The 19,497-nt window shown below is 70.6% G+C and carries 19 protein-coding genes; 2 read left to right on the forward strand and 17 right to left on the reverse strand.

Annotated elements, in window-relative coordinates:
- Window positions 1-241: 241 nt before the first annotated feature.
- The 13 genes from dapC to typA all read right to left on the reverse strand — a co-directional run bounded on the left by dapC (window position 242) and on the right by typA (window position 15,352).
- The gene (dapC, locus tag IEY55_RS06060) at window positions 242-1,345 is read right to left on the reverse strand and encodes a succinyldiaminopimelate transaminase (RefSeq protein WP_308424726.1); all 1,104 of its coding nucleotides are present in this window, start codon (window positions 1,343-1,345) and stop codon (window positions 242-244) included.
- Window positions 1,345-1,674, reverse strand: coding sequence for a ferredoxin (gene fdxA, locus IEY55_RS06065; RefSeq protein WP_189054786.1), 330 nt, complete (start codon window positions 1,672-1,674; stop codon window positions 1,345-1,347). The genes dapC and fdxA overlap by 1 nt, the downstream gene beginning before the upstream one ends.
- Window positions 1,675-1,949: 275 nt before the next feature.
- Entirely contained in the window at window positions 1,950-2,528 is a 579-nt protein-coding gene (locus IEY55_RS06070; RefSeq protein ID WP_189054788.1) for a Uma2 family endonuclease, read from the reverse strand.
- A gap of 86 nt (window positions 2,529-2,614) precedes the next feature.
- Window positions 2,615-3,433 carry a hypothetical protein gene (locus tag IEY55_RS06075; protein ID WP_189054790.1) on the reverse strand — a complete coding sequence of 273 codons (819 nt, stop codon included), beginning with the start codon at window positions 3,431-3,433 and terminating at the stop codon, window positions 2,615-2,617.
- A 4-nt stretch (window positions 3,434-3,437) separates the two neighbouring features.
- Entirely contained in the window at window positions 3,438-3,866 is a 429-nt protein-coding gene (locus IEY55_RS06080) for a hypothetical protein (protein ID WP_189054791.1), read from the reverse strand.
- Window positions 3,863-4,756: an N-acetyl-1-D-myo-inositol-2-amino-2-deoxy-alpha-D-glucopyranoside deacetylase gene (mshB, locus tag IEY55_RS06085; protein ID WP_189054793.1), complete on the reverse strand. Its 894-nt coding sequence runs from the start codon at window positions 4,754-4,756 to the stop codon at window positions 3,863-3,865. The genes IEY55_RS06080 and mshB overlap by 4 nt, the downstream gene beginning before the upstream one ends.
- 131 nt (window positions 4,757-4,887) lie before the next feature.
- The gene (locus IEY55_RS06090; RefSeq protein ID WP_229686092.1) at window positions 4,888-5,928 is read right to left on the reverse strand and encodes an ABC transporter ATP-binding protein; all 1,041 of its coding nucleotides are present in this window, start codon (window positions 5,926-5,928) and stop codon (window positions 4,888-4,890) included.
- Window positions 5,928-7,049, reverse strand: coding sequence for an ABC transporter ATP-binding protein (locus tag IEY55_RS06095; RefSeq protein ID WP_189054795.1), 1,122 nt, complete (start codon window positions 7,047-7,049; stop codon window positions 5,928-5,930). Before IEY55_RS06095 ends, IEY55_RS06090 begins: the two co-directional genes overlap by 1 nt.
- Window positions 7,049-7,969, reverse strand: a complete 921-nt coding sequence (locus tag IEY55_RS06100; RefSeq protein ID WP_373289968.1) for an ABC transporter permease — start codon at window positions 7,967-7,969, stop codon at window positions 7,049-7,051. The genes IEY55_RS06095 and IEY55_RS06100 overlap by 1 nt, the downstream gene beginning before the upstream one ends.
- On the reverse strand, window positions 7,962-8,960 hold the full coding sequence (locus tag IEY55_RS06105) for an ABC transporter permease (RefSeq protein ID WP_229686093.1): 999 nt from the start codon (window positions 8,958-8,960) through the stop codon (window positions 7,962-7,964). The genes IEY55_RS06100 and IEY55_RS06105 overlap by 8 nt, the downstream gene beginning before the upstream one ends.
- Before the next feature lie 164 nt (window positions 8,961-9,124).
- Window positions 9,125-10,903: an ABC transporter family substrate-binding protein gene (locus IEY55_RS06110; protein WP_189054797.1), complete on the reverse strand. Its 1,779-nt coding sequence runs from the start codon at window positions 10,901-10,903 to the stop codon at window positions 9,125-9,127.
- Window positions 10,904-11,153: 250 nt separating this feature from the next.
- Window positions 11,154-12,869: an ABC transporter family substrate-binding protein gene (locus tag IEY55_RS06115; RefSeq protein ID WP_308424727.1), complete on the reverse strand. Its 1,716-nt coding sequence runs from the start codon at window positions 12,867-12,869 to the stop codon at window positions 11,154-11,156.
- A 554-nt stretch (window positions 12,870-13,423) separates the two neighbouring features.
- Window positions 13,424-15,352 (reverse strand): translational GTPase TypA, encoded by a 1,929-nt coding sequence (typA, locus tag IEY55_RS06120; protein WP_189054799.1) that lies wholly within the window; start codon window positions 15,350-15,352, stop codon window positions 13,424-13,426.
- Between the two features lie 163 nt (window positions 15,353-15,515).
- Between typA and IEY55_RS06125 the strand changes: the two genes are divergently transcribed.
- The gene (locus tag IEY55_RS06125; RefSeq protein ID WP_189054801.1) at window positions 15,516-15,677 is read left to right on the forward strand and encodes a hypothetical protein; all 162 of its coding nucleotides are present in this window, start codon (window positions 15,516-15,518) and stop codon (window positions 15,675-15,677) included.
- A 195-nt stretch (window positions 15,678-15,872) separates the two neighbouring features.
- Here the strand turns inward: IEY55_RS06125 and IEY55_RS06130 are convergent, their stop codons facing one another.
- Window positions 15,873-16,172, reverse strand: coding sequence for a YciI family protein (locus tag IEY55_RS06130; protein WP_189054803.1), 300 nt, complete (start codon window positions 16,170-16,172; stop codon window positions 15,873-15,875).
- 97 nt (window positions 16,173-16,269) lie between these two features.
- Window positions 16,270-16,566: a YciI family protein gene (locus IEY55_RS06135; protein WP_189054805.1), complete on the reverse strand. Its 297-nt coding sequence runs from the start codon at window positions 16,564-16,566 to the stop codon at window positions 16,270-16,272.
- 206 nt (window positions 16,567-16,772) lie between these two features.
- Here IEY55_RS06135 and trpS point away from each other — a divergent pair, with 206 nt between their 5' ends.
- Complete coding sequence (gene trpS / locus IEY55_RS06140; protein ID WP_189054807.1) at window positions 16,773-17,744, forward strand: tryptophan--tRNA ligase; 972 nt, start codon at window positions 16,773-16,775, stop codon at window positions 17,742-17,744.
- Window positions 17,745-17,863: 119 nt separating this feature from the next.
- Here trpS and IEY55_RS06145 read toward each other — a convergent pair whose 3' ends face one another.
- Window positions 17,864-18,715: an NUDIX domain-containing protein gene (locus IEY55_RS06145; RefSeq protein ID WP_229686094.1), complete on the reverse strand. Its 852-nt coding sequence runs from the start codon at window positions 18,713-18,715 to the stop codon at window positions 17,864-17,866.
- Window positions 18,716-18,968: 253 nt separating this feature from the next.
- Window positions 18,969-19,497, reverse strand: a 529-nt coding sequence (locus IEY55_RS06150) for a HAMP domain-containing protein (protein WP_189054809.1), incomplete at its 5' end; no start/stop codon positions are given.

Below are 19,497 nucleotides of genomic sequence, written 5' to 3' on the forward strand. Positions count from 1 at the left end.
GTCCAAACTTGCAACAACCACGGAGGTTCGCGGGTCGGAACTCCCACCGGTCGACAACGGGACCACTGATCGCGCTTGCGAACCGCACTTGTAGTCCGCACTGTCAGCCTGCGGGGTTCCAGTGCCCCGTCGCCGCGCAGGGTGTTCAGGCGCGAACCAACCCGCACACTCCATTTCGTACCGCAATTGCAGTGCGCAGGTGCGGTTCCCCGGGCGCGGGCACGGACCAGGGCGGGGCCGGTCAGCTCAGGCGCGCGACTGCGGCGGTGACGCGCTCGTCAGGTGCGGTGAGGCTGATCCGGACGTGCTGCGCTCCGCCCGGGCCGTAGAACGTGCCGGGTGCGACCAGGATCCCGCGGTCGGCGAACCAGTCCAGGGTCGTCCAGGCGTCCTCGTCCCGGCTCACCCAGAGGTAGAGCCCGGCCTCCGAGTGGTCCACCCGGAACCCGGCGGTCAGCAGCGCCCGCTTCAGCTGCGCCCGCCGCCGCCCGTACAGCGCCTTCTGCGCGCTCACGTGCTCGTCGTCGAGCAGCGCCGCCGTCATCGCGGCCTGCACCGGCCGTGGCATGATCATGCCCGCGTGCTTGCGGACCTCCAGCAGGCCCCTGACCAGCTGGGGATCCCCGGTAACGAACCCCGCCCGGTAGCCGGCCAGGTTCGACGACTTCGACAGCGAGTGCACCGCCAGCAGCCCGTCGAGCCGCTCCCCGCGCACGCTCGGGTGCAGCACCGACACCGGCTCGGCCTCCCAGCCCAGGGCCAGGTAGCACTCGTCGGAGGCCACCACGGCACCGGCCTCCCGCGCCGCCGCCACCGCGGCGACCAACGCGTCGGGGGACAGGGTTCGCCCGGTCGGGTTGGACGGGGAGTTCAGCCAGACCAGCCTGGTGCCCGCGGGTGGCGCCGCGCCGTCGGCCAGCCGCACCACCTCGGCGCCGGCCAACTGCGCCCCCACCTCGTAGGTGGGGTAGGCCAGTTCCGGGATGGCTACCACGTCACCGGGCCCGATGCCGAGCAGGGTCGGCAGCCACGCCACCAGCTCCTTGGAGCCGATGGTGGGCAGCACCGCGTCCGGGTCGAGCCCGGTCACCCCGAACCGTCGCTCGAGCGCGCCCTCCGCGGCCACCCGCAGCGCGGGCGTGCCGTGGGTCGCCGGGTACCCGGGCTGGTCCGAGACGTCGCCCAACGCCCGCTGCACCACCTCGGGTACCGGGTCGATCGGCGTCCCCACCGACAGGTCGACCACCCCGTCCGGGTGGCTGCGCGCGTGCGCGGCCTGCGTGGCGATCGTGTCCCAGGGGAAGTCCGGCAGCCGCGGCCCGGGGCGCGTGGCCTCCAGGGTCACTAGTGCGCCGCCTCGTCCCGCTTCGGCTGCTGTGCCACGAGCGGGGCGTCGGCGTTCACCTTGCCGACCTTGGACGCGCCACCCGGGGAGCCCAGCTCCTCGAAGAAGTCGGCGTTGGCCTTGGTGTACTCACGCCACTCGTCGGGCACGTCGTCCTCGTAGAAGATCGCCTCCACCGGACACACCGGCTCGCAGGCACCGCAGTCGACGCACTCGTCTGGGTGGATGTAGAGCATCCGGTCACCCTCGTAGATGCAGTCGACGGGGCACTCCTCGATGCACGCCTTGTCGAGCACGTCGACGCAGGGCTCGGCGATCACGTAGGTCACGGCGGGTCTCCTGCTCCCTCATCCGGTCACCGCTGGCAGCCCTACTCGACTGCCATGGCTGGCGACAGTATCCCTCCTGCCTATGGGGGTACCGAAAGCGGTGTCCCAATTCACGGGAAAAGCCCCGTTCACCCGGAAGAATGAAGACAGGATCGGGTGCCGTGACCCCCGCGGAGCAGCTCGAAGTGGTGTGTGCGGGCGCCTGGCCGGCCCTGGTCGGCCCCGAGGCCGCTTGCGCGTCCCGGGGCTGGCCGCCCAGCGGGAGGTGTGTCCGGTCACGGGGTGATGGCCGTGATGTCGAAGCCGATCCGGAACGGCGCGTTGACCTCGACCCGGTCGGCGAACACGCGCTCGTTGCCATAGCTTCCCTCGACGAGCTCGTAGGCGTAGACCACCGGGCGCTCGTCGGGGCTCTCCTCGATCCGCCACAGGTGCGGGATGCCGGAGTCGGCGTAGAGGGCCGGCTTGATGACCCGGTCCCGTTCGGTGGACTCCGGCGAGACCACCTCGACGGCGAGCAGCACGTCGGTCGGATCGTAGACGCTGCGCCGCAGGCTGAAGGCGTCGGCGTTGATGATCAGAACATCGGGCTCGGGCCGGTTGCGGCCGGAGTTGCGGCGCATCCGCACCGACTTCTCCCGCATCACCACCGCGTCGGCCGGGGCGAGGTCCTCCAGGATGCGCAGGAGCCGGTCTACCACGCGGTCGTGGTAGGGGCTGGTGACCATCACGTGCGGAACTCCGTCGATGAGGTCGATGTGGTGGTACGGGATCACGTGCAGATCCTCGAAGGTCCACTCCCCGGGGGGCTTGTAGGACCACCAGGGGTCGGGCTCGGTCAGGGCCTCGCCCATGCGGTTTCCTCCTGCTGAGCGACAGATGGGTTCCTCGACGAACCGCCAGTGCCGGTGGATATCGCCTTCGATGCTACGTCTGGTGCTCAGCGTGCCTCGGCCCCGTGTCGCTCGATCCACTTCCGGCCGAGCTTGACCGCGCGCCGCATCGCGGAGCGCTCGGCGAGATAGGCGCCGAGGAAGCCGACCAGCGGGATCATGCTGATCGCCTGGTAGAGGAGCCGGCCCTGGGGGCGCTTGCCCAACTCGTCCTCCAGCGCCCAGAAGCCACGGCCGAGCTTCCACACCGCCCCGCCGATCACCGCGACACCCGCCCGCGCGCCACGCCTGCGGGTGGCGGCGAGATCCGCGGTCAGCCGGGCCGTCCGCCGCTCCTCCTCGGCTCTGCCCTCCGCCACGCCCGACCGGTCTCCCGCGGTCCCGGCGGCGCCCCGCGGGCCGGCCGCGAGCTGTGGATCAATATCGCGTTCGAAGAGCACGGCGGCGAGCAGCCGCACCCGGTCGGGTAACGGCAGCCCGTGCTCACCGGCGATCGCGCACAGCACCAGCCCCTGTCCCGCCGCGCCGGCGGCATCGCGGACCGGGAGCCAGGCGGACAACGCACCGCCCAACCCGGGCACCGCCGCGACCAGCGCGGTCGCCCGGCCCACCCGGTGCAGCCACCACCGGTCGCGTTGCGCCACGGTCATCGCGGCCCACCCGGCGGTTCCCGGGACGCGGATCGCCGCGACCCGGTCCAGGAACCTGCGCGCCACCGTCCGCGCCGGGTCCGCCGCCCGCCCGGGTGCGGAGTCCCGCAGCCCCGGCAGCCGGGCCTCGCGCACCGCGTCCAGCACCGGCCCGGTCGCGCGAACGAACGGCCGCAGGGCGGTGACAACGTGCCGATCGGTTATTGCCTCGGCCAATGTCTCACCCCCATGGCGGCTGTGCGTCGGGCGGGCGCCCGAGCACCCGGCCGAGGGCGACCGCGGCCGTCACCGCACCCACCGCGAACAGCGCGAGGCTGCGCCAGTCGTTGGTCAGCAGGCGGTCACCGCCCGGACCGGCCAGCCCCAGGATGGCGAGGGCGAGCAGCCACGCCAACAGCGGGGCCGCGGCCACCGCCACCCGGGGGGAGAGTTCTCCGGCCGAACGGACCAGCCACGGCGTGGCCACCAGGGCCAGCAGCAGGCTCAGCGGGACCGGCCAGGTCACCACCGAGTCGGGCAGCCAGCCCGGCGCGGTGTGCAGGCCGAGATCCTTCACCCGTAGCGGGAGGAACAGCAGCTCCACGGCGGCCAGCAGGACGGCGTCCAGCACCAGCACACCGAGCAGCAGCCGGTCGCCCGCTCCCCTCACCGCGTCCCCTGTGCGTCGGCGTCCCGGCCGTCGAACAGGCCGCCGAATAGGTCGGTCTCCACACCGGTCGCCTCGCCCGCGGCGAGTACGTAGAACTCGCGGCCGAGCACGGGTTGGGCGATGCCGTTGGACAGGGCGTAGGAGGCGGCGTAGGAGTCGCTGCCGTTGCCGGACTGCCACACGCTCACCTGGGTGGCGTGCGCGCGGAGGGCGCTGAGCTTGGCGGGCAGGTGTTCGGACACGTCCACCGCGGTGGTGATGATCTCGTCCGGCACGACCGCCAGCTCACCAGGCTCCGGCAGCCGGAACGGCAGGTCGGGAAGTTCGCTCAGGGCCCGCACCCCGGTGGCGGCGGCGCCCTGGCTGGCCACGGTGTGGAAGAACCGGTCGATGTCGGGCACCCGGGACACCACCTCGGTGGTGATTTGGTGGGCGCGGATGTGGTCGGGGTGGCCGTAGCCACCGTTGGCGTCGTAGGTGACCACCACCTGCGGACGCACCTCCCGCACGATCGTCTCCAGCGCCGCCACCTGTTCGTCGAGGTCACCGGCGACCAGGGCACGCGGATGGGCGTTCGCGCCGGTGCCCGCCATGCCGGAGTCCCGCCAGCGGCCGAGCCCGCCGAGGAAACGGTGGTCGGCCACGCCCAGCGCGGCGCACGCCGAGCGCAGCTCGCCGACCCGGTAGCCGCCGAGCTGGTCGGCGGCGTCCACGGCGAGCCCGCGCAGCCCCTCCGGGATGACCTCGCCCTCCTCGCCGAGGGTGCAGGTGACCACGGTCACGTGCACGCCGTGGGCGGCGTAGCGGGCGATGGTCCCGCCGGTGGTGAGGGTTTCGTCATCCGGGTGGGCGTGCACCAGCAACAGCCGGGGCGGGGCGGTCAGCGTCACCGGATCAGGGTAGAGCAACACGCCGACGCGCATCGGCCGGTTCGCGCAGGGTGAGCACCCGAACCGGTGACGTGGCAACGAAGAACGCGGCGCGGCAGGACCCGGCGGAGGTGTCCCGCCGCGCCGGCCACTCACATGAGCTCGCGGACCTCCGCGAAGTGGCACGCGGACAACGTGCCGCCGGTGCGGTGCACCAGCTTCGGTTCCTCGATGGCACAGATGTCCTGCGCCTTCCAGCAACGGGTGCGGAACCGGCAGCCCGAGGGCGGGTCCACCGGGCTGGGCACGTCCCCGGTGAGCACGATCCGCTGGCGCTGCCGCTCCCGTCGCGGGTCGGGCTCGGGCGCGGCCGACAGCAACGCCTGGGTGTAGGGGTGGGTCGGCCGCAGGTAGATGTCCTCCCGCGGGCCCATCTCCATGATCTTGCCCAGGTACATCACCGCGACCCGGTCGGAGATGTGGCGCACCACGGACAGGTCGTGCGCCACGAAGAGGTAGGCGAGGTCGAACTGCTCCTGCAGCTCCTCGAGCAGGTTCACCACGCCCGCCTGCACGGAGACGTCCAATGCGGACACCGGTTCGTCGAGCACGACGAACTTCGGGTTCAGCGCCAGCGCGCGGGCGATGCCGATGCGTTGCCGCTGGCCGCCGGAGAACTCGTGCGGGTACCGGTTGCGGTGCTCCGGGTTGAGGCCCACCAGCTCCATCAACTCGTTGACCCGGTGTTGCGTGTCGCCGTTCCCGCCGACCCCGTGGATCCGCAGCGGCTCGGCGATGATGTCGTTGACCTGCCAACGCGGGTTCAACGACGCGTACGGGTCCTGGAACACGATCTGCATGTCCCGTCGCAGCGGGCGGAGCTGCTTGGTGTTGAGCGTCGTCAACTCCTGTCCCCCGAACCGCACCGAGCCCGAGGTGGGCCTGTGCAGCTGGAGGATGGCGCGCCCGGTGGTGGACTTGCCGCAGCCGGACTCGCCCACCAGGCCCAGGGTCTGGCCGGCATCCAGGTCGAAGCTGACGCCGGAGACGGCCTGCACCTGCCCGACGGTGCGCGGGATGATCCCGCCACCCCGCACCGGGAACTCCTTCACCAGGTCGTGGACCTGCAGCAGCGGCTGGGACGACGTCCCGGTGGTCCCGGGCTGCCCGCTGGTCATGGTCTCGGTGCTCATCAGCTCGAGCCCTCCTCCTCGTGCAGCCGGGTCTCCACCGCCGCGACGTCCTCTGCCGCCGCGAACTCCTCACCCAACGCCCTGGCCAGTTCGGCCGGGTTCTCCACCGTGCCGGCCTCGGCGAGGAACAGCTCCTGCGGCTGCGCCAGGGAGGCCAGGTGCTCCCAGCGGTGACAGCGGGTCAGGTGCCCGGGCAGGTCGGTGTCCGCCAGCGGTGGCTCGGTCCGGTGGCACACGTCGATGGCCAGCGGGCACCGCGGCGAGAACGGGCAGCCGTGGGGCAGGTTGACCAGGGACGGCGGCGCGCCCTTGATCGGGGTGAGCCGCTTGCCCAGCATCGCCGGGTTCGGCACCGAACCCAGCAACCCGACGGTGTAGGGCATGCGCGGCGACTCGAAGATCTCCTCCACGCCACCGGACTCGACCACGGTGCCGGCGTACATGACCTGCACCCGGTCGACCATCCCGGCGACCACGCCGAGGTCGTGGGTGATCATCATGATCGCGGCCCTGGTCTCGTCCCTGATCTTGAGCAGGGTCTCCAGGATCTGCGCCTGCACCGTGACGTCGAGCGCGGTGGTCGGCTCGTCGGCGATGATCAGCTCCGGATCGTTGATGATCGCCATGGCGATCACCACGCGCTGCCGCATTCCGCCGGAGAACTCGTGCGGGTACTGGTCGACCCGGCGGTCCGGTTGCGGGATGCCGACCATCCGCAACGCCTCGACCGCCTTGGCCCGCGCGGCCCGCCTGGACACGTCGTGGTGGGCCCGGTACGCCTCGGCGAGCTGCCAACCCACCGTGTAGACCGGGTTCAGCGAGGTCATCGGGTCCTGGAAGATCATCGAGATCTGCTTTCCCCGCACCGGTTGCATCTGCTTGTAGGTGCGGCCGACCAGCTGCTCGTCGTGGAACCGGATCGACCCGGTCACCCGCGCGCTGCCGGGCAGCAGGCCCATGATCGCCATCGCGGACACCGACTTGCCCGAGCCGGACTCGCCGACGACACCGAGCACCTCGCCGGCGCCCAACCGGAACGACACGTCGCGCACGGCACGCACGTCACCGTCGTCGGTCGGGAACGTCACCGAGAGGTTCTCGACGTTCAACACATCGGACATCACGCACGCACCTTCGTCTGCCGCGGGTCGAACGCGTCGCGCAGCCCGTCCCCGATGAAGTTGATCGTCAGCGAGATCAGCACCAGCACCAGGAACGGCGCCCAGAACAGCCAGGGCCGCATCATCACCTGCGTGTAGTTCTCCCCGATGATCACGCCCAGCGAGGTGTCCGGGATCTGCACGCCCAGGCCGAGGAAGGACAGCGCCGCCTCGGTCAGCACGGCGGTGGCCACCGTCAGGGTGGCGTTCACCGTGATGCTGCCGACCATGTTCGGCACCAGGTGCTTGAGGATGATGCGCCAGGTGCCGGCGCCCGAGGCGCGTGCGGCCTCGACGAACTCCCGCTCGGACAGCGACAGCGTCTCGCCGCGGGTGATGCGGGCGATCTGCATCCACAGGAACGCCGCCACGGTGAGCGCGACGACGAACCAGGCGCCGGAGATGGCGCGGATGACGATGGCGGCGACACCGATCAGCGGCAGGATCAACAGCAGGTCGACCACCCGGTTGACGAGGCTGTCCACGAACCCGCGCAGGTAGCCGGACAGCGCCCCGAGCAGGACACCGAGCACGGTCGCGGCCAACGCGGCCAGCAGCCCGATCTGGATCGAGTACTGGGTGCCCCGCATCAGCAGCGCGAGCAGGTCCTTGCCCACCTGCGTGGTGCCCAGCGGGTGGTCCGGGCTCGGCGCCAGGTAGGAACCGCTGCTGGTGTCCTCGTAGCTGAAGGCCCAGAACACCGGGCCCACGTAGGCCATGACGATGAGCAGGACCAGCGTGGCCAGGCTGGTCATCGCCAGCTTGTGCCGGAGGAACCGGCGCAGCACCAGCTCGCCCTGGCTGCGGGCCTTGGTGGCGTCGAACTCGTGCGCCCCGGCGGCCCGGGGGCCGGATGTGGTGGGAGCGGTCAGGTCAGCCAAGGCGGATCCTCGGGTCCAGGAAGACGTACAGGATGTCGGCGATCAGGTTGAACACGACCACGGCGATCGCCACCACGACCAGCCATCCCATCAGGATGTTGGGGTCGAACTGGCGGACCGCGGTGACCAGCAGCGAGCCCATGCCGTGCCAGCCGAACACCGTCTCGGTCAGCACCGCCCCGGTGAACAGCGTGCCGAAGCTCAGCGCGGCCAGCGTGGTCACCGGGATCAGCGCGTTGCGGAACGCGTGCCGGAAGATCACCCGGGCCTGGGAGATGCCCTTGGCCCGCGCGGTGCGCACGTAGTCGGAGTGCAGCGTCTCCAGCATGGAGGCCCGCTGGAACCGGCTGTAGGCGGCGAAGCTGATCAGCATCAGGCTGATCGTGGGCAACAGGAACGTGCCGGTGTAGGAGAAGACGACCTCGCCGAGATCGCCGGTGTAGCCACCGGTCGGCGGGCCGGCCGTGGTGAGCCAACGGTCCAGGCCCAGCGACACCAGCAGGTTGTTGAGCTGGATGCCGTAGCTCTTGAGCAGGATGGCCACGCAGAACACCGGCATGGAGAACATGAGGAACGCCAGGCTGGTCGCGGTGTAGTCGAAGATCGAGTACTGTCGAACCGCGGCCAGCACGCCCACGGCCACGCCCAGGATGATCGCGAGTACCTGTGCGGCGATCACCAGTTGCACGGTGACCCACAGCGCGTCGGTGACCATGGTGTAGACATCGGCGCGGGCGGTGCCCAGCGCGACGCTGGTGCCCCAGTCACCCTGCACGAACCCGGTGAGCCAGTCCCAGTAGCGGACCAGTACGGGCTTGTCCAGGCCGAGCGCGTGGGCGGCGGCCTGCACGTCGGCCTCGGTGACGCCGGGCTTGGCGCGCAGCTCGGACAACGGGTCACCGAGGCTGGTGACCATGACGTAGGACAGGAAGGTCCCGACCAGCAGGACCGGTATGGAGATGAGTAGGCGACGGATGATGTAGCGGATCACGGGACTCTCCTCGTCGGGCCCGGCGGCCTGGTTGAGGCCGGCGCGAGACCGGTACCGGGCCGGTGGTTCCCCACGGGTGGGGGCACGCACCGGCGGGAGGGGACCGAACTACGGTGTCCGGCCCCCTCCCCGGTGGGGTCAGCCGCACCGGGCGGCCAGGTCGACTACGAGGTCTTCTTCTGCCACTCGTTGGCGTTCCAGAGCGTGCCGTAGTAGCTCTGGAAGTACACCCTGTCGAGGTCCCGGAACGCCCACATGCTCGGCATCTGGAACAGCGGCAGCGACCCGTAGGTCTCGGCGAGTGCCTTGTCCGCCTCCTGGTAGTACGGGATGGCCGCCTCCTGGCTGGTCTGGGTGACCGCCTTCTCCAGCGCCTCGTCCGCCTTCGGGCTGCTGAGCTTCTGCCAGTTCTGCGAGCCGCCGGAGATGTAGATCGGCTTCTTGTCCGCCTTGAACGGTCCACCGGACCAGGCGAACAGGGCGATGTCGTAGTCACCCTTGTCCACCCGGCCGGACAGGAAGTTCGCGTCGGTGTTGTCCTCGACCTCGATACCGGCGTCCTTGCACTGGCCCTGGATCAGCTCGACGGTCTGCTTGCGGCGCGGGATGTCGGTGTGGCTGATGGACAGCCTCAGCCGTTGCCCGTCCTTGACGAACACCCCGTCGGAGCCCTGCTGCCAGCCGGCCTCCTGCAGCGTCTTCTTCGCCGCCTCGGCACCGCCCTTGGTCTTGTCGCTGTAGACGTCCTGGTAACCGTCGTCCTGCGGGAAGAAGAGCAGGCTGTTCAGCGGCTTGATGTCCGGCTCCACGCTGCCGATCAGCTTGTTGGCGATCTCCTCGCGGTTGACGCACTGGAAGAACGCCTTGCGCACGGCCTCCTGCGCGAGCAGCGGCCGGGCGAAGTTGAGGTCCAGGTGCTCGAAGGCGAGCCCCGGCGCGGCCCCGTAGGTCACGCCCTGGGCCGACAGCCCGCGCAGGCGGTCGGCGGCGTTGATGTCGGGCTGGGCCGCCGACATCACCTGGTTCTCGTTGTTCTCCAGGGCCTGGGCCTGGGCGACCGAGTCGGGAATGGCCTTCAGGGTGATCCTGGACGGGCCGGCCTTGGCACCGGCCCACTTCGGGTTGCGTTCCAGGGTCACCGACACGTTCTGCTGCCAGTCGGTGATCATGTACGGCCCGGAGGCCGGCATGACGTCCTTCTTGAAGCCCCGCCACCCGGTGTTCCAGAACTCGCCCGCCCTGGCGAGCTCGGCCGGGTCACCGTCGGGCTTGAGCTGGGTGATGTCGGCGATCCCGGTCTGCTGTTCCAGGATGTGCGCCGGGGTGATGGAACCGTTGTTGAACAGGCCCTTCCAGTCCGGGTAGGGCGAGCTGTACTTGGTGACGACCGTCTGCGGGTCCGGGCACTCCACCGACTCGATCAGGTCGTACCCGGAGGTGCCGGCGGCCAGGAACGCGGTGCCGCCGTCCGGCTTCTTGGCCTTGCCGCTCTGGGCCAGCCAGGTCAGGTAGAAGTCGTCACAGTCCCACGGCTCGCCGTCGGACCAGGTGACGCCCTTCTTGATCTTGTAGGTGACGGTCTGCGGGTCGGTCGAGGTCTCCTCGACCGAGTCCATCACGTCCTTGTTGAGCAGGACCTTGTTGTTCCCGTTCAGCGTGAACGCACCGATCTGCACCTGGACCAGCGCGAAGTTGTTGTAGGAGCTGTTGGCGTCGGTGGTCTGGTTGTTGTAGGCGGTGAAGGGCTTGTCCGTGGAGACCGAGATGGCTCCCGCGTCGGACACCTCGGGCGCGGTGTAGTTCCCGTCGTGCTGCCCCTTGGCCACCGCCATCGCGGCGACGTCGCTGTCGCCCCCGGTGCCGCCCCCACCGCCGCAGGCGGACAGCACCAGGGCTGCGCCCGACAACAACGCGACGGCGGAGACGAACCTCGCTCTCCTCATCGACACGTGCCCTCCTCGCACGGGGCTGCGCGGCCGGTCCGGCCGCCGCTCGCCCGCAATCACGTCTTCGGCGCGTCCAACCTCGACCCACGCGCCGTCGGAGGGACGCTAGGAAGCACGGATGGCCCAGGTCACGACCGCTTCCATGATCGTGACCAAAGGGTAACCCAGCGGTAGCCCATTGCAATCGCACGAGCACCGAACGAACACGTTCGTTTTTCGAACGTCCGAAAAAGGTGCACTACCTGCACTAACGGGCATCGCGGCGCCACTGGGCGGCGTCCGTGAAGGGGGAGACCAGGGGTGGCCCCGGCTGCACGCCGGTGACCTCCGGACGGCTCACGAGCACGTCGGACAGCTGGAACAGCGGGAGGGCCACGGCCTGCCGCCACAGCGCCGACTCCACCCGGCCCAGCGCCTCGGGGAGCGGGAGCTGGCCGGTCAGGGCCTGTTCGATCGTCGGCTGCAGCTCGGGGTCGCAGAACCCGGCCGGGTTGGGCGGCGCCTGTCCCCCGCCGCCGGGCAGCGTCGCCCGGCAGCCGAACGTCGAGGCCAGCGAGCTCGCGCCATCGGCGTCGACGGGACGGGCCACGACCGCGATGTCGACACCGTTGCCCTCGCCGTCGGGCGAGGGCTTGGTGAGCATGTCGTAGAACCGGGTGGCGTCCGGCGTGATGACGTTGGTGGTGATGCCGGCCGCGGAGAGCTGGCGTTGCAGCAGCGTCGCCAGGGTGTGGTAGGGCTCCTGTTTGCCCGGGGCGGCGATGACCAGGCTCAACGCTTGGCCGTCCTTGGTCCAGCCGGCCGCGTCCCTGGTGTAGCCGGCCTCGGTGAGCAGTTGCTCGGTGGCCTTCGGGTTCGGTTTGGCGGGCGCGCCGGCAGGGGCGGTCGGCTGGTAGCCGGGCTGCGAGGGCGCGAGGACCTGCGCGTCGGCGACCAGCTTCGCCGAGGGGCCGTTGCCGGTGCCCGCGGCGATCAACGCGGGTCGGTCCAGCGCGGCCGCCACCGCCGACCGCACCTTCGGATCGGCCAGGCGGGAACTGCTCGGCCGCAGCAGCAACTGCACGACGGTCGGCCGGGGAACCTCGTGCAGCTGGATGTTCTCGCCCAGCTCGCGCAGCATGCGCATGGCCACCGCATCTGCCTGCACCACCGCGGCCTGGTCGTCCCCGCTGCCCACCGCCCGGGCGAGCCCACCGTGGTCGGCGGCGCGCAGCACGATGCGTTCCAGGACGGCCGGTTTCTCCCAGTACCGGTCGTTGCGCTCCAACACGATCTCGCCGCGGTCCCGGTCCAACGACCGGACGGCGAACGGCCCGCCGTAGACCGGGTAGCCGTCCTTCAACGCGCGGGCCCAGCCGCCGGGTGCGTCCTTGAGCAGGTGCGCGGGGAGCAGGTTGTCGAACAGCGAGCGCCAGCCCGGGTAGGGCTTGTCGAAGACGACCTCGACGGTCTTGCCACCCTCCCGCGAGTTGACCTTGCTGATCAGGCGGTAGCCGGCCGGGTCGACCACCCCGGGCTCGGACCGCATCCGCTCCCACAGGTAGACGAAGTCCTCGGCGGCGATGGGCGCGCCGTCGGACCAGGCGGCCTGTTGCCGGATGGTGTAGGTGACGGTGAACGGCTCGCTGCGGGTGACCTCGGCCGAGGCCATGAGCGTGCGGTCCAGCTGCGGGCTGCCGTCCGGGCCGGGACGGAACGGCGAGGGCAGCAGCACCGAGGCCAACGCCCAGCTGGTCTGGTTCTGGTCGGACAGGGCGTGCGGGTTGAGCCCGCCCGCCACGGTGTCCACGCCCACCACGACCTCGTTGAGGTTCGGTTGCCGGGTGGGCGAGGTCTCCGCGACCGGTGAGGTCACCAGCGGTGGTGGCGGGGAGTTCGTGCAGCCGGCCATACCGGCGACCGCCGCGAGCACGACCGCGCCACGGCGCATCAGCCGCGGCGTTCCTCGTCGGGCGGAGCCCACGCGGACGACCTCCCCTCACCGTGGGCAGGCGCCCACCATGGCGCCAGCGCCCCTTGCGACCGGGCGGGCGGCGCGTCGACGCGATCCCCTGCCGCGCACCGGAATGATCCGGGGTCGAGGTTGCCAGATGCGGTGGAGGGCAGTGTCATCGGCCTGCCCTCGGCTTCCACCTGCTTCCTTCGACTCCCATCGACCTCACCGCCGGCCGCCGATCGGCTTCGCCGCGAACCACGCCCTCAGCTCCGTCATCGGCGTCATCGGCCACGCCACCGGCGCCAGGATCCGGTTCACCGACACGGAACCGCTCGCTTCCAGAGACGTACGAACCGTGCGTCGCGTTGCCCGACGCGCAGAACCTCACCGCATACCGCGGAAAACCCCTGGGCCGCCCCCAGCGCAGCCCCCGCCCTCTCCGGGGGGTGCGGCCCCAGGCCAAGCCTATCGGCGCGCGGGGTCCGGCCAAACTCGCCATCCACAGGCCGGCGGCGTTATCCACAGGCCGGCGGAAAGCGCTTGCCATGGGCCGGCGACGCGTCCGATGCGTCACACCTGGGTCACACCTGGGCGCGGTCACGGGCCTTGGCGCGGGCCTGCTCCCGCTTGCGGTTGGCGGCGTCCAGCACCACCTTGCGCACCCGCACCACGCTCGGCGCGACCTCCACGCACTCGTCACCGGCGCAGAACTCCAGCGCCTCCTCCAGGCTCAGCGCGCGGGGCCGGGCCAGCCGCTCCAGCTCGTCCGCGGTCGAGGAACGCATGTTGGTCAGCTTCTTCTCGCGGCAGACGTTGACGTCGAGGTCCTCGGCACGCGGGTTCTCCCCCACGACCATGCCCTCGTACACCTCGGCGCCCGGCTCCACGAAGAACGTGCCGCGGTCGGCGAGCTGCAGCATCGCGTACGAGGTGACGGCGCCGGCGCGGTCGGCGACCAGCGAGCCCCTGTGCCGGGTGCGCAGCTCGCCCGCCCACGGCCGGTAACCCTCGAAGACGTGGTGGGCGATGCCGGTACCCCTGGTCTCGGTGAGGAACTCGGTGCGGAACCCGATCAGGCCGCGCGCGGGCACGCTGAACTCCAGCCGGATCCGGCCGGTGCCGTGCCCGCCCATGGTCTCCATCCGACCCTTGCGGTTGGCCAGGAGCTGGGTCACCGCGCCCAGGTACTCCTCGGGCACGTCCACGGTCAGGTGCTCGTAGGGCTCGTGCACCCTGCCGTCGATGGTCCTGGTGACGACCTGCGGCTTGCCGACGGTGAGCTCGAAGCCCTCCCGCCGCATGGTCTCCACCAGCACGGCCAGCGCCAGTTCGCCGCGGCCCTGGACCTCCCACATGTCCGGCTTGTCGGTGGGCAGAACGCGCACGCTCACGTTGCCGACGAGCTCGGCGTCCAGGCGGTTCTTCACCAGCCGGGCGGTGAGCCTGGTGCCGCCGCCACGGCCGGACAGCGGCGAGTTGTTCACCCCGATGGTCATCGAGATGGCCGGCTCGTCCACGGTGATCCGGGGCAGCGGGGTGGGGTCCTCCGGGTCGGCCAGCGTGTCGCCGATGGTGATGTCCGGGATCCCGGCGATCGCGACCAGGTCACCGGCCGCGGCCTCCTCGGTGGGCACCCGCTCCAGCGCCTGGGTGACCAGCAGCTCGGTGACCCGGGCCCGCTCGACGGTGGTGCCGCCCGCACCATCGGCACGGCACCACGCCACGGTCTGGCCCTTGCGCAGCCGGCCGGCGTGGATGCGGCAGAGCGCGATCCGGCCGAGGAAGCTGGAGGAGTCGAGGTTGGTGACCAGGGCCTGCAACGGCGCGTCCGGGTCCACGGCCGGGGCCGGCACGTGGCTGAGCAGCACGTCGAAGAGCGGGTCGAGGTTCTCGCTGTCGGGCAGCTCGCCGTCTGCCGGCTGGGTCAGCGAGGCCCGGCCGGTCACGGCCGAGGCGTAGACGACCGGCAGGTCGAGCACGGAGTCGTCGGCGCCGACGTCGGTGGCCAGGTCCAGCAGCAGGTCGTGGGTTTCCTCCACCACCTCGGAGATCCGGGCGTCGGAGCGGTCGACCTTGTTCACCACGAGCACGACGGGTAGCCCCGCGGCCAGCGTCTTGCGCAGCACGAACCGGGTCTGCGGCAGCGGGCCCTCGCTGGCGTCGACCAGCAGTAGGACGCCGTCGACCATGGCCAGCCCCCGCTCGACCTCGCCACCGAAGTCGGCGTGGCCGGGGGTGTCCACGACGTTGATCGTCACGCTGCCGCCGGGGGCGTCGGGCACCTGCCGCCGAACGGCGGTGTTCTTGGCCAGGATCGTGATGCCCTTCTCCCGCTCCAGCTCGCCGGAGTCGAGCACCCGGTCGACCGGCTCGGCCCGGGCCGCGAAGGCGCCGGACTGCCGCAGCATGGCGTCGACCAGGGTGGTCTTGCCATGGTCGACGTGCGCGACGATGGCGACGTTGCGCAGGTCGACGCGGGCCTGGACGCTGGGCTCGGTGCTGGTGGGCACGCGCGTGCTCCTGACGGAGTCGGAACGGGGATGGTGGTCGCCGGCAGGGCGCACACGCGACCGGCGACCAGGTTATCCCGCCCACCCGGGTGACCGGGCACACATGCCGATCAGGTTAGCCTTACCTTACGGTTACCAGCCGACCGGAACCGTGGGAGCAGACGTGGGCAAGGACAAGGACAGGGCGAAGAAGCTCGAGAAGCTCAAGCGCAAGGCCAGGAAGTGTTGCAGGTCCAAGCCGCGCTGCAAGAAGTGTCCGGTGGTCCGGCTGTTGGAGCTGCGGGCCAAGGAAAGGGCGAAGGAAGCGAAGAGGAAGGCCGCCTGACCGGATCATCCCACGACCATTCCGGTGACCTCCGCCCTCACCCGTCGGTTGTAGCGCATTCCCACAGGTACGGTATTTCCCAGAAATCGACAAAGAGAAGTTCAAGTACGTCGACGACGACCTGTCACGAATTGCGCGAACAACACACGAGAGGGGATCTCGCGCGTGCCGGGAGCGACCGGGCGACGCGGTGGGCTAGCTGGCGACGGCCTCGTTGAGCGCGAGCATCCCCGGGGCGGTGCGGGTCGCGTCGAACTGGATCACCTCGTACCGAGCCAACCGCTTGACCACCAACGGGTCCGTGGCGAGCAGGGCGTCCACCCGACCCCGCGGCATGCCGGCGATGAGGATCACCCGGGCGGCGTCGCGGTGCACCCGACCGGAGGCCAGAAACCGCCCCCGCTCGTGTTCGGCGGCGAGCCATTCGGCGTGGTCGGGAAGCACCAGGTCGACTTCTTCCACCGTTGCGGTGAGCTTCAGCAGCGCGATGTACATACCAAAAACGCTAGACCCACCCGACCCCAGAATCACGGGTATACGGAAACTCGACGTGTTATTGATGCAACAGTGACCCGAATTCCGGACCATTCGGTCATTCCGCCGGGTCGGCGTAGGCGGCGAGCGCGGGGGCGGTGCGGGTCGCGGAGAACTCGATCACCTCGTACCGGACGAGACGACGAACCACGAACGGATCGGAGGCCAGGATGGCGTCGAGCTGCCCGCGCGGCATCGCCCGCGCGATGATCACGCCACCGGTGCGGGGCTGGCGACGGCCCGACGCCAGGAAGTGGCCCTCCGCGTAGTGCACGGCCAGCCATTCCGCGTGGTCCGGCAGGTACGTGTCGATCTGATCCAGCGGTGCGGCGTAGTCCAGCAGCACGACGTACACGGATCGAGGGTAGTGCGCTGGACCGCTCTCTGCCGAGGGACGGTATGCTCCCCGTCATGCGTGTCGCGTCGCTACTTCGCACCTGGTGGGCCGCCTGACGGCGGCCCGGCGTTGACGCGCTCATATCGGAACCGGAGGTCGCCCGTCGCGGCGGCCTTCTGGTGACCAGGGCCTTCCCCGGCGGGTGACGGGGAAGGAGACACCGGATGACCCGGCTCTCGGCGGTCAAGCCCAGCGGGCACGTGCAGCTCGGCAACTATCTCGGGGCGATCCGGCGGTGGGCTGACGAGCACGGTCCAAACGACGTGTTCTTCATCTGCGACCTGCACGCCATGACCGTCCCGCACAATCCCGGCCGACTACGCGCACTCACCAGGGAGCAGCTCGCCATCCTGGTGGCCGCGGGCGTGGACCCGGAGGTCGCCTGCGTCTACGTGCAGTCCGACCTGGTCGACATGCACGGCGCGCTGACCTGGCTGCTGGAGTGCACCTGTACGTATGGCGAGGCCATCCGCATGATCCAGTTCAGGGAGAAGGGCGCTGGGCAAACATCGGTACGACTCGGGTTGCTCACCTACCCGGTGCTGATGGCCGCCGACATCCTGCTGCATGGCACGGACGAGGTGCCCGTGGGCGAGGACCAGTCACAACACCTGGAGCTGGCACGCACCCTGGCGAAGCGTTTCAACCACTCCTATGGCGAGGTCTTCACGCTCCCGCGTGCGGTGCTGCCCACCGTGGCGGCTCGGGTGCGCGATCTTTCCGACCCGACGCGAAAGATGGGGAAGTCGGCGGGTGATTCGCCCGGCGTGGTGTATGTGCTCGATCCGCCGGACATCGTGCGACGCAAGATCCGGCGTGCTGTGACGGACGACCGGGCGGCGGTGCGCTACGCACCGGACGAGCAGCCCGGGGTGGCCAACCTGCTGGAGATCCTGGCCGCGTGCACGGGCACCAGCCCCTACACGCTCGCCGGCACGATCTCCTCCTACGCCGAGCTCAAGGAGTCGGTGGCGGACGCCGTCGTGGAAACCCTGCGCCCGGTGCGGGAACGGGCCGCGGAGTTGCTGGCCGACCCGGCCGAGCTGGACCGGGTTCGCAAGCTCGGGGCGGAGCGGGCGCGCACGCACGCCCGGTCCCGGCTCGACGCCGCGCTCGAGGTCGCTGGTCTGCGCTGAGACTGGGGATGCCGGTGAGGCCGGTCCGGCTCATCTGTTGCTGACGGTGGTGTCCCGAGTCCTTCCCGGCCCGCACCGAGCCTTCTGGCTGTTGCTTGTGCTTGGTGTGGGCCGGTTTGCTACGCGGATCGTTGCCGGGTGAGCAGTTGACGTAGGTCGTGGACGAGGACGCGGTCGGCGGGTAGCCACGGGACGGTGCCGAGGTCGGGAGCGCGTAGCCAGCGCACCGCGTGGTGGTCGTGGGCGACCGGCTCCGCGTTCGGATCGGCGAGGGTGGCGGAGAGGACGCGCAGTACCATGCCGTTGTGTAGCGGGATATCCGGGCCGATCTGCTCGCCGGCGACGATCTCGACACCGAGTTCCTCCCGGCATTCCCGCACCAGCGCGGCCTTGTCGGTCTCCCCTGGCTCGACCCTGCCGCCGGGTAGTTCCCATTGCCCGGCGTGCTCGGCCGGGTAGGACCGTTGCTGCGCAAGCAACTCGCGGTCCCGCACCAGTGCCGCGCCCACCACGACGGGCGCGGCGGCCAGCTCCTCCGACCGGGCCCGCAAGGCGCGCACGCGTTCCCGGAGCACCCGGGACGCGAGCCGGCGCGCGGCCACGGAGTCGATCAACCAGCCGAGCAATCCCAGCGGTGAGACCCATTCCAGGCTCTCGTCCACCCGGCTGCCGTGCGCGGTCTCGGTGATCTCGACCTTGTGCCGCAGGCGCGGCAGCGGGCCGGCGACGAGCGTGGTGCTCATGCCGTCGGTGCCGATGCGCAGGACGCGGGTGCGCAGCCGGATTCCAGGCAACAGCCGGATGGCGAAGTCGACCTCGTCGCCGGAGGCGAGGAAGCCGTTCGCTTCCGTCGGCACCGTCATGTCGGCGACGAGCGCCGCGACGCGGCGTGCCAGCTCGGCGTCGAGCAATGCGCCAGCCACGGCTCGTGGCGGGGCGGGGGTGGAGAAGGTGCTGCGCAGGATCGGCACGGCTGTCCATCCTCGCAGGTAGTTTCACCAGCATCACGTCGGCGTGGCCGTGATGGTGAAGCCTCCGGCGCAGAGTGACGCGAAGCGGCCGGGCAACGGGCGGGGGATCATAGGTGGCTCGAGCAGTCGTGCCAGGTGTCGATGTCGAGCGTGCGGTGTGCCCGGACGAAGACTTCGAGAGCGTCGGGAAGACGCCGTAGCCGCTCAACGTGCACCAGCCCGTGCGCGGCCTCCCACGGCTTGCGGGCGTTCGTCAGTGGTTGAGCACGTCGGGGTCGACCCACCGGGCGGCGGGCATCGCGTTCAGCGCCTCGGCCAGCGCACGGATCTCGTCGCGGGTCGCGGGCGGCGGAAGCCGTTCTCCCTCCGGCAGGTCGGTCGCGGCCGTGCGCATCCGGGCGACCGGACGCAGCGCGCGGCCGGTGGCGAACCAGATCGTGATCCCGACGACGACGGTGCCGACCAGGACACCGAGCCAGAGGCCGGCGATGCCGGGGCCCACGTCCCCGAATGCCTCCGTCCCGGCGACGACGAGCCGCTGCGTGCCGTCCGGTGTGGTGACCACCTCCCCCGCCCACCGCATCGGCACGTGCCCGCGGGAGTCGGGCACCGCCTCGCCCGCCTTGAGCTGGTTGATCAGGTGTGGAGGCGGTCCGAGGCCCACCACTGCCGTGGCGGCGGGCCGGAGCGGGGGCGAGCTGGCGTCGCCGCCTAGACGAGTAATTCCGAAGTCGGGGTGGTCCCTGGAGACAGGCGAAGGGTGTCCAAGATCGGGTTGTGAC

The sequence above is a fragment of the Longimycelium tulufanense genome (genome assembly GCF_014645795.1).
In the GTDB taxonomy this organism is placed as follows: Bacteria; Actinomycetota; Actinomycetes; order Mycobacteriales; family Pseudonocardiaceae; genus Longimycelium; species Longimycelium tulufanense.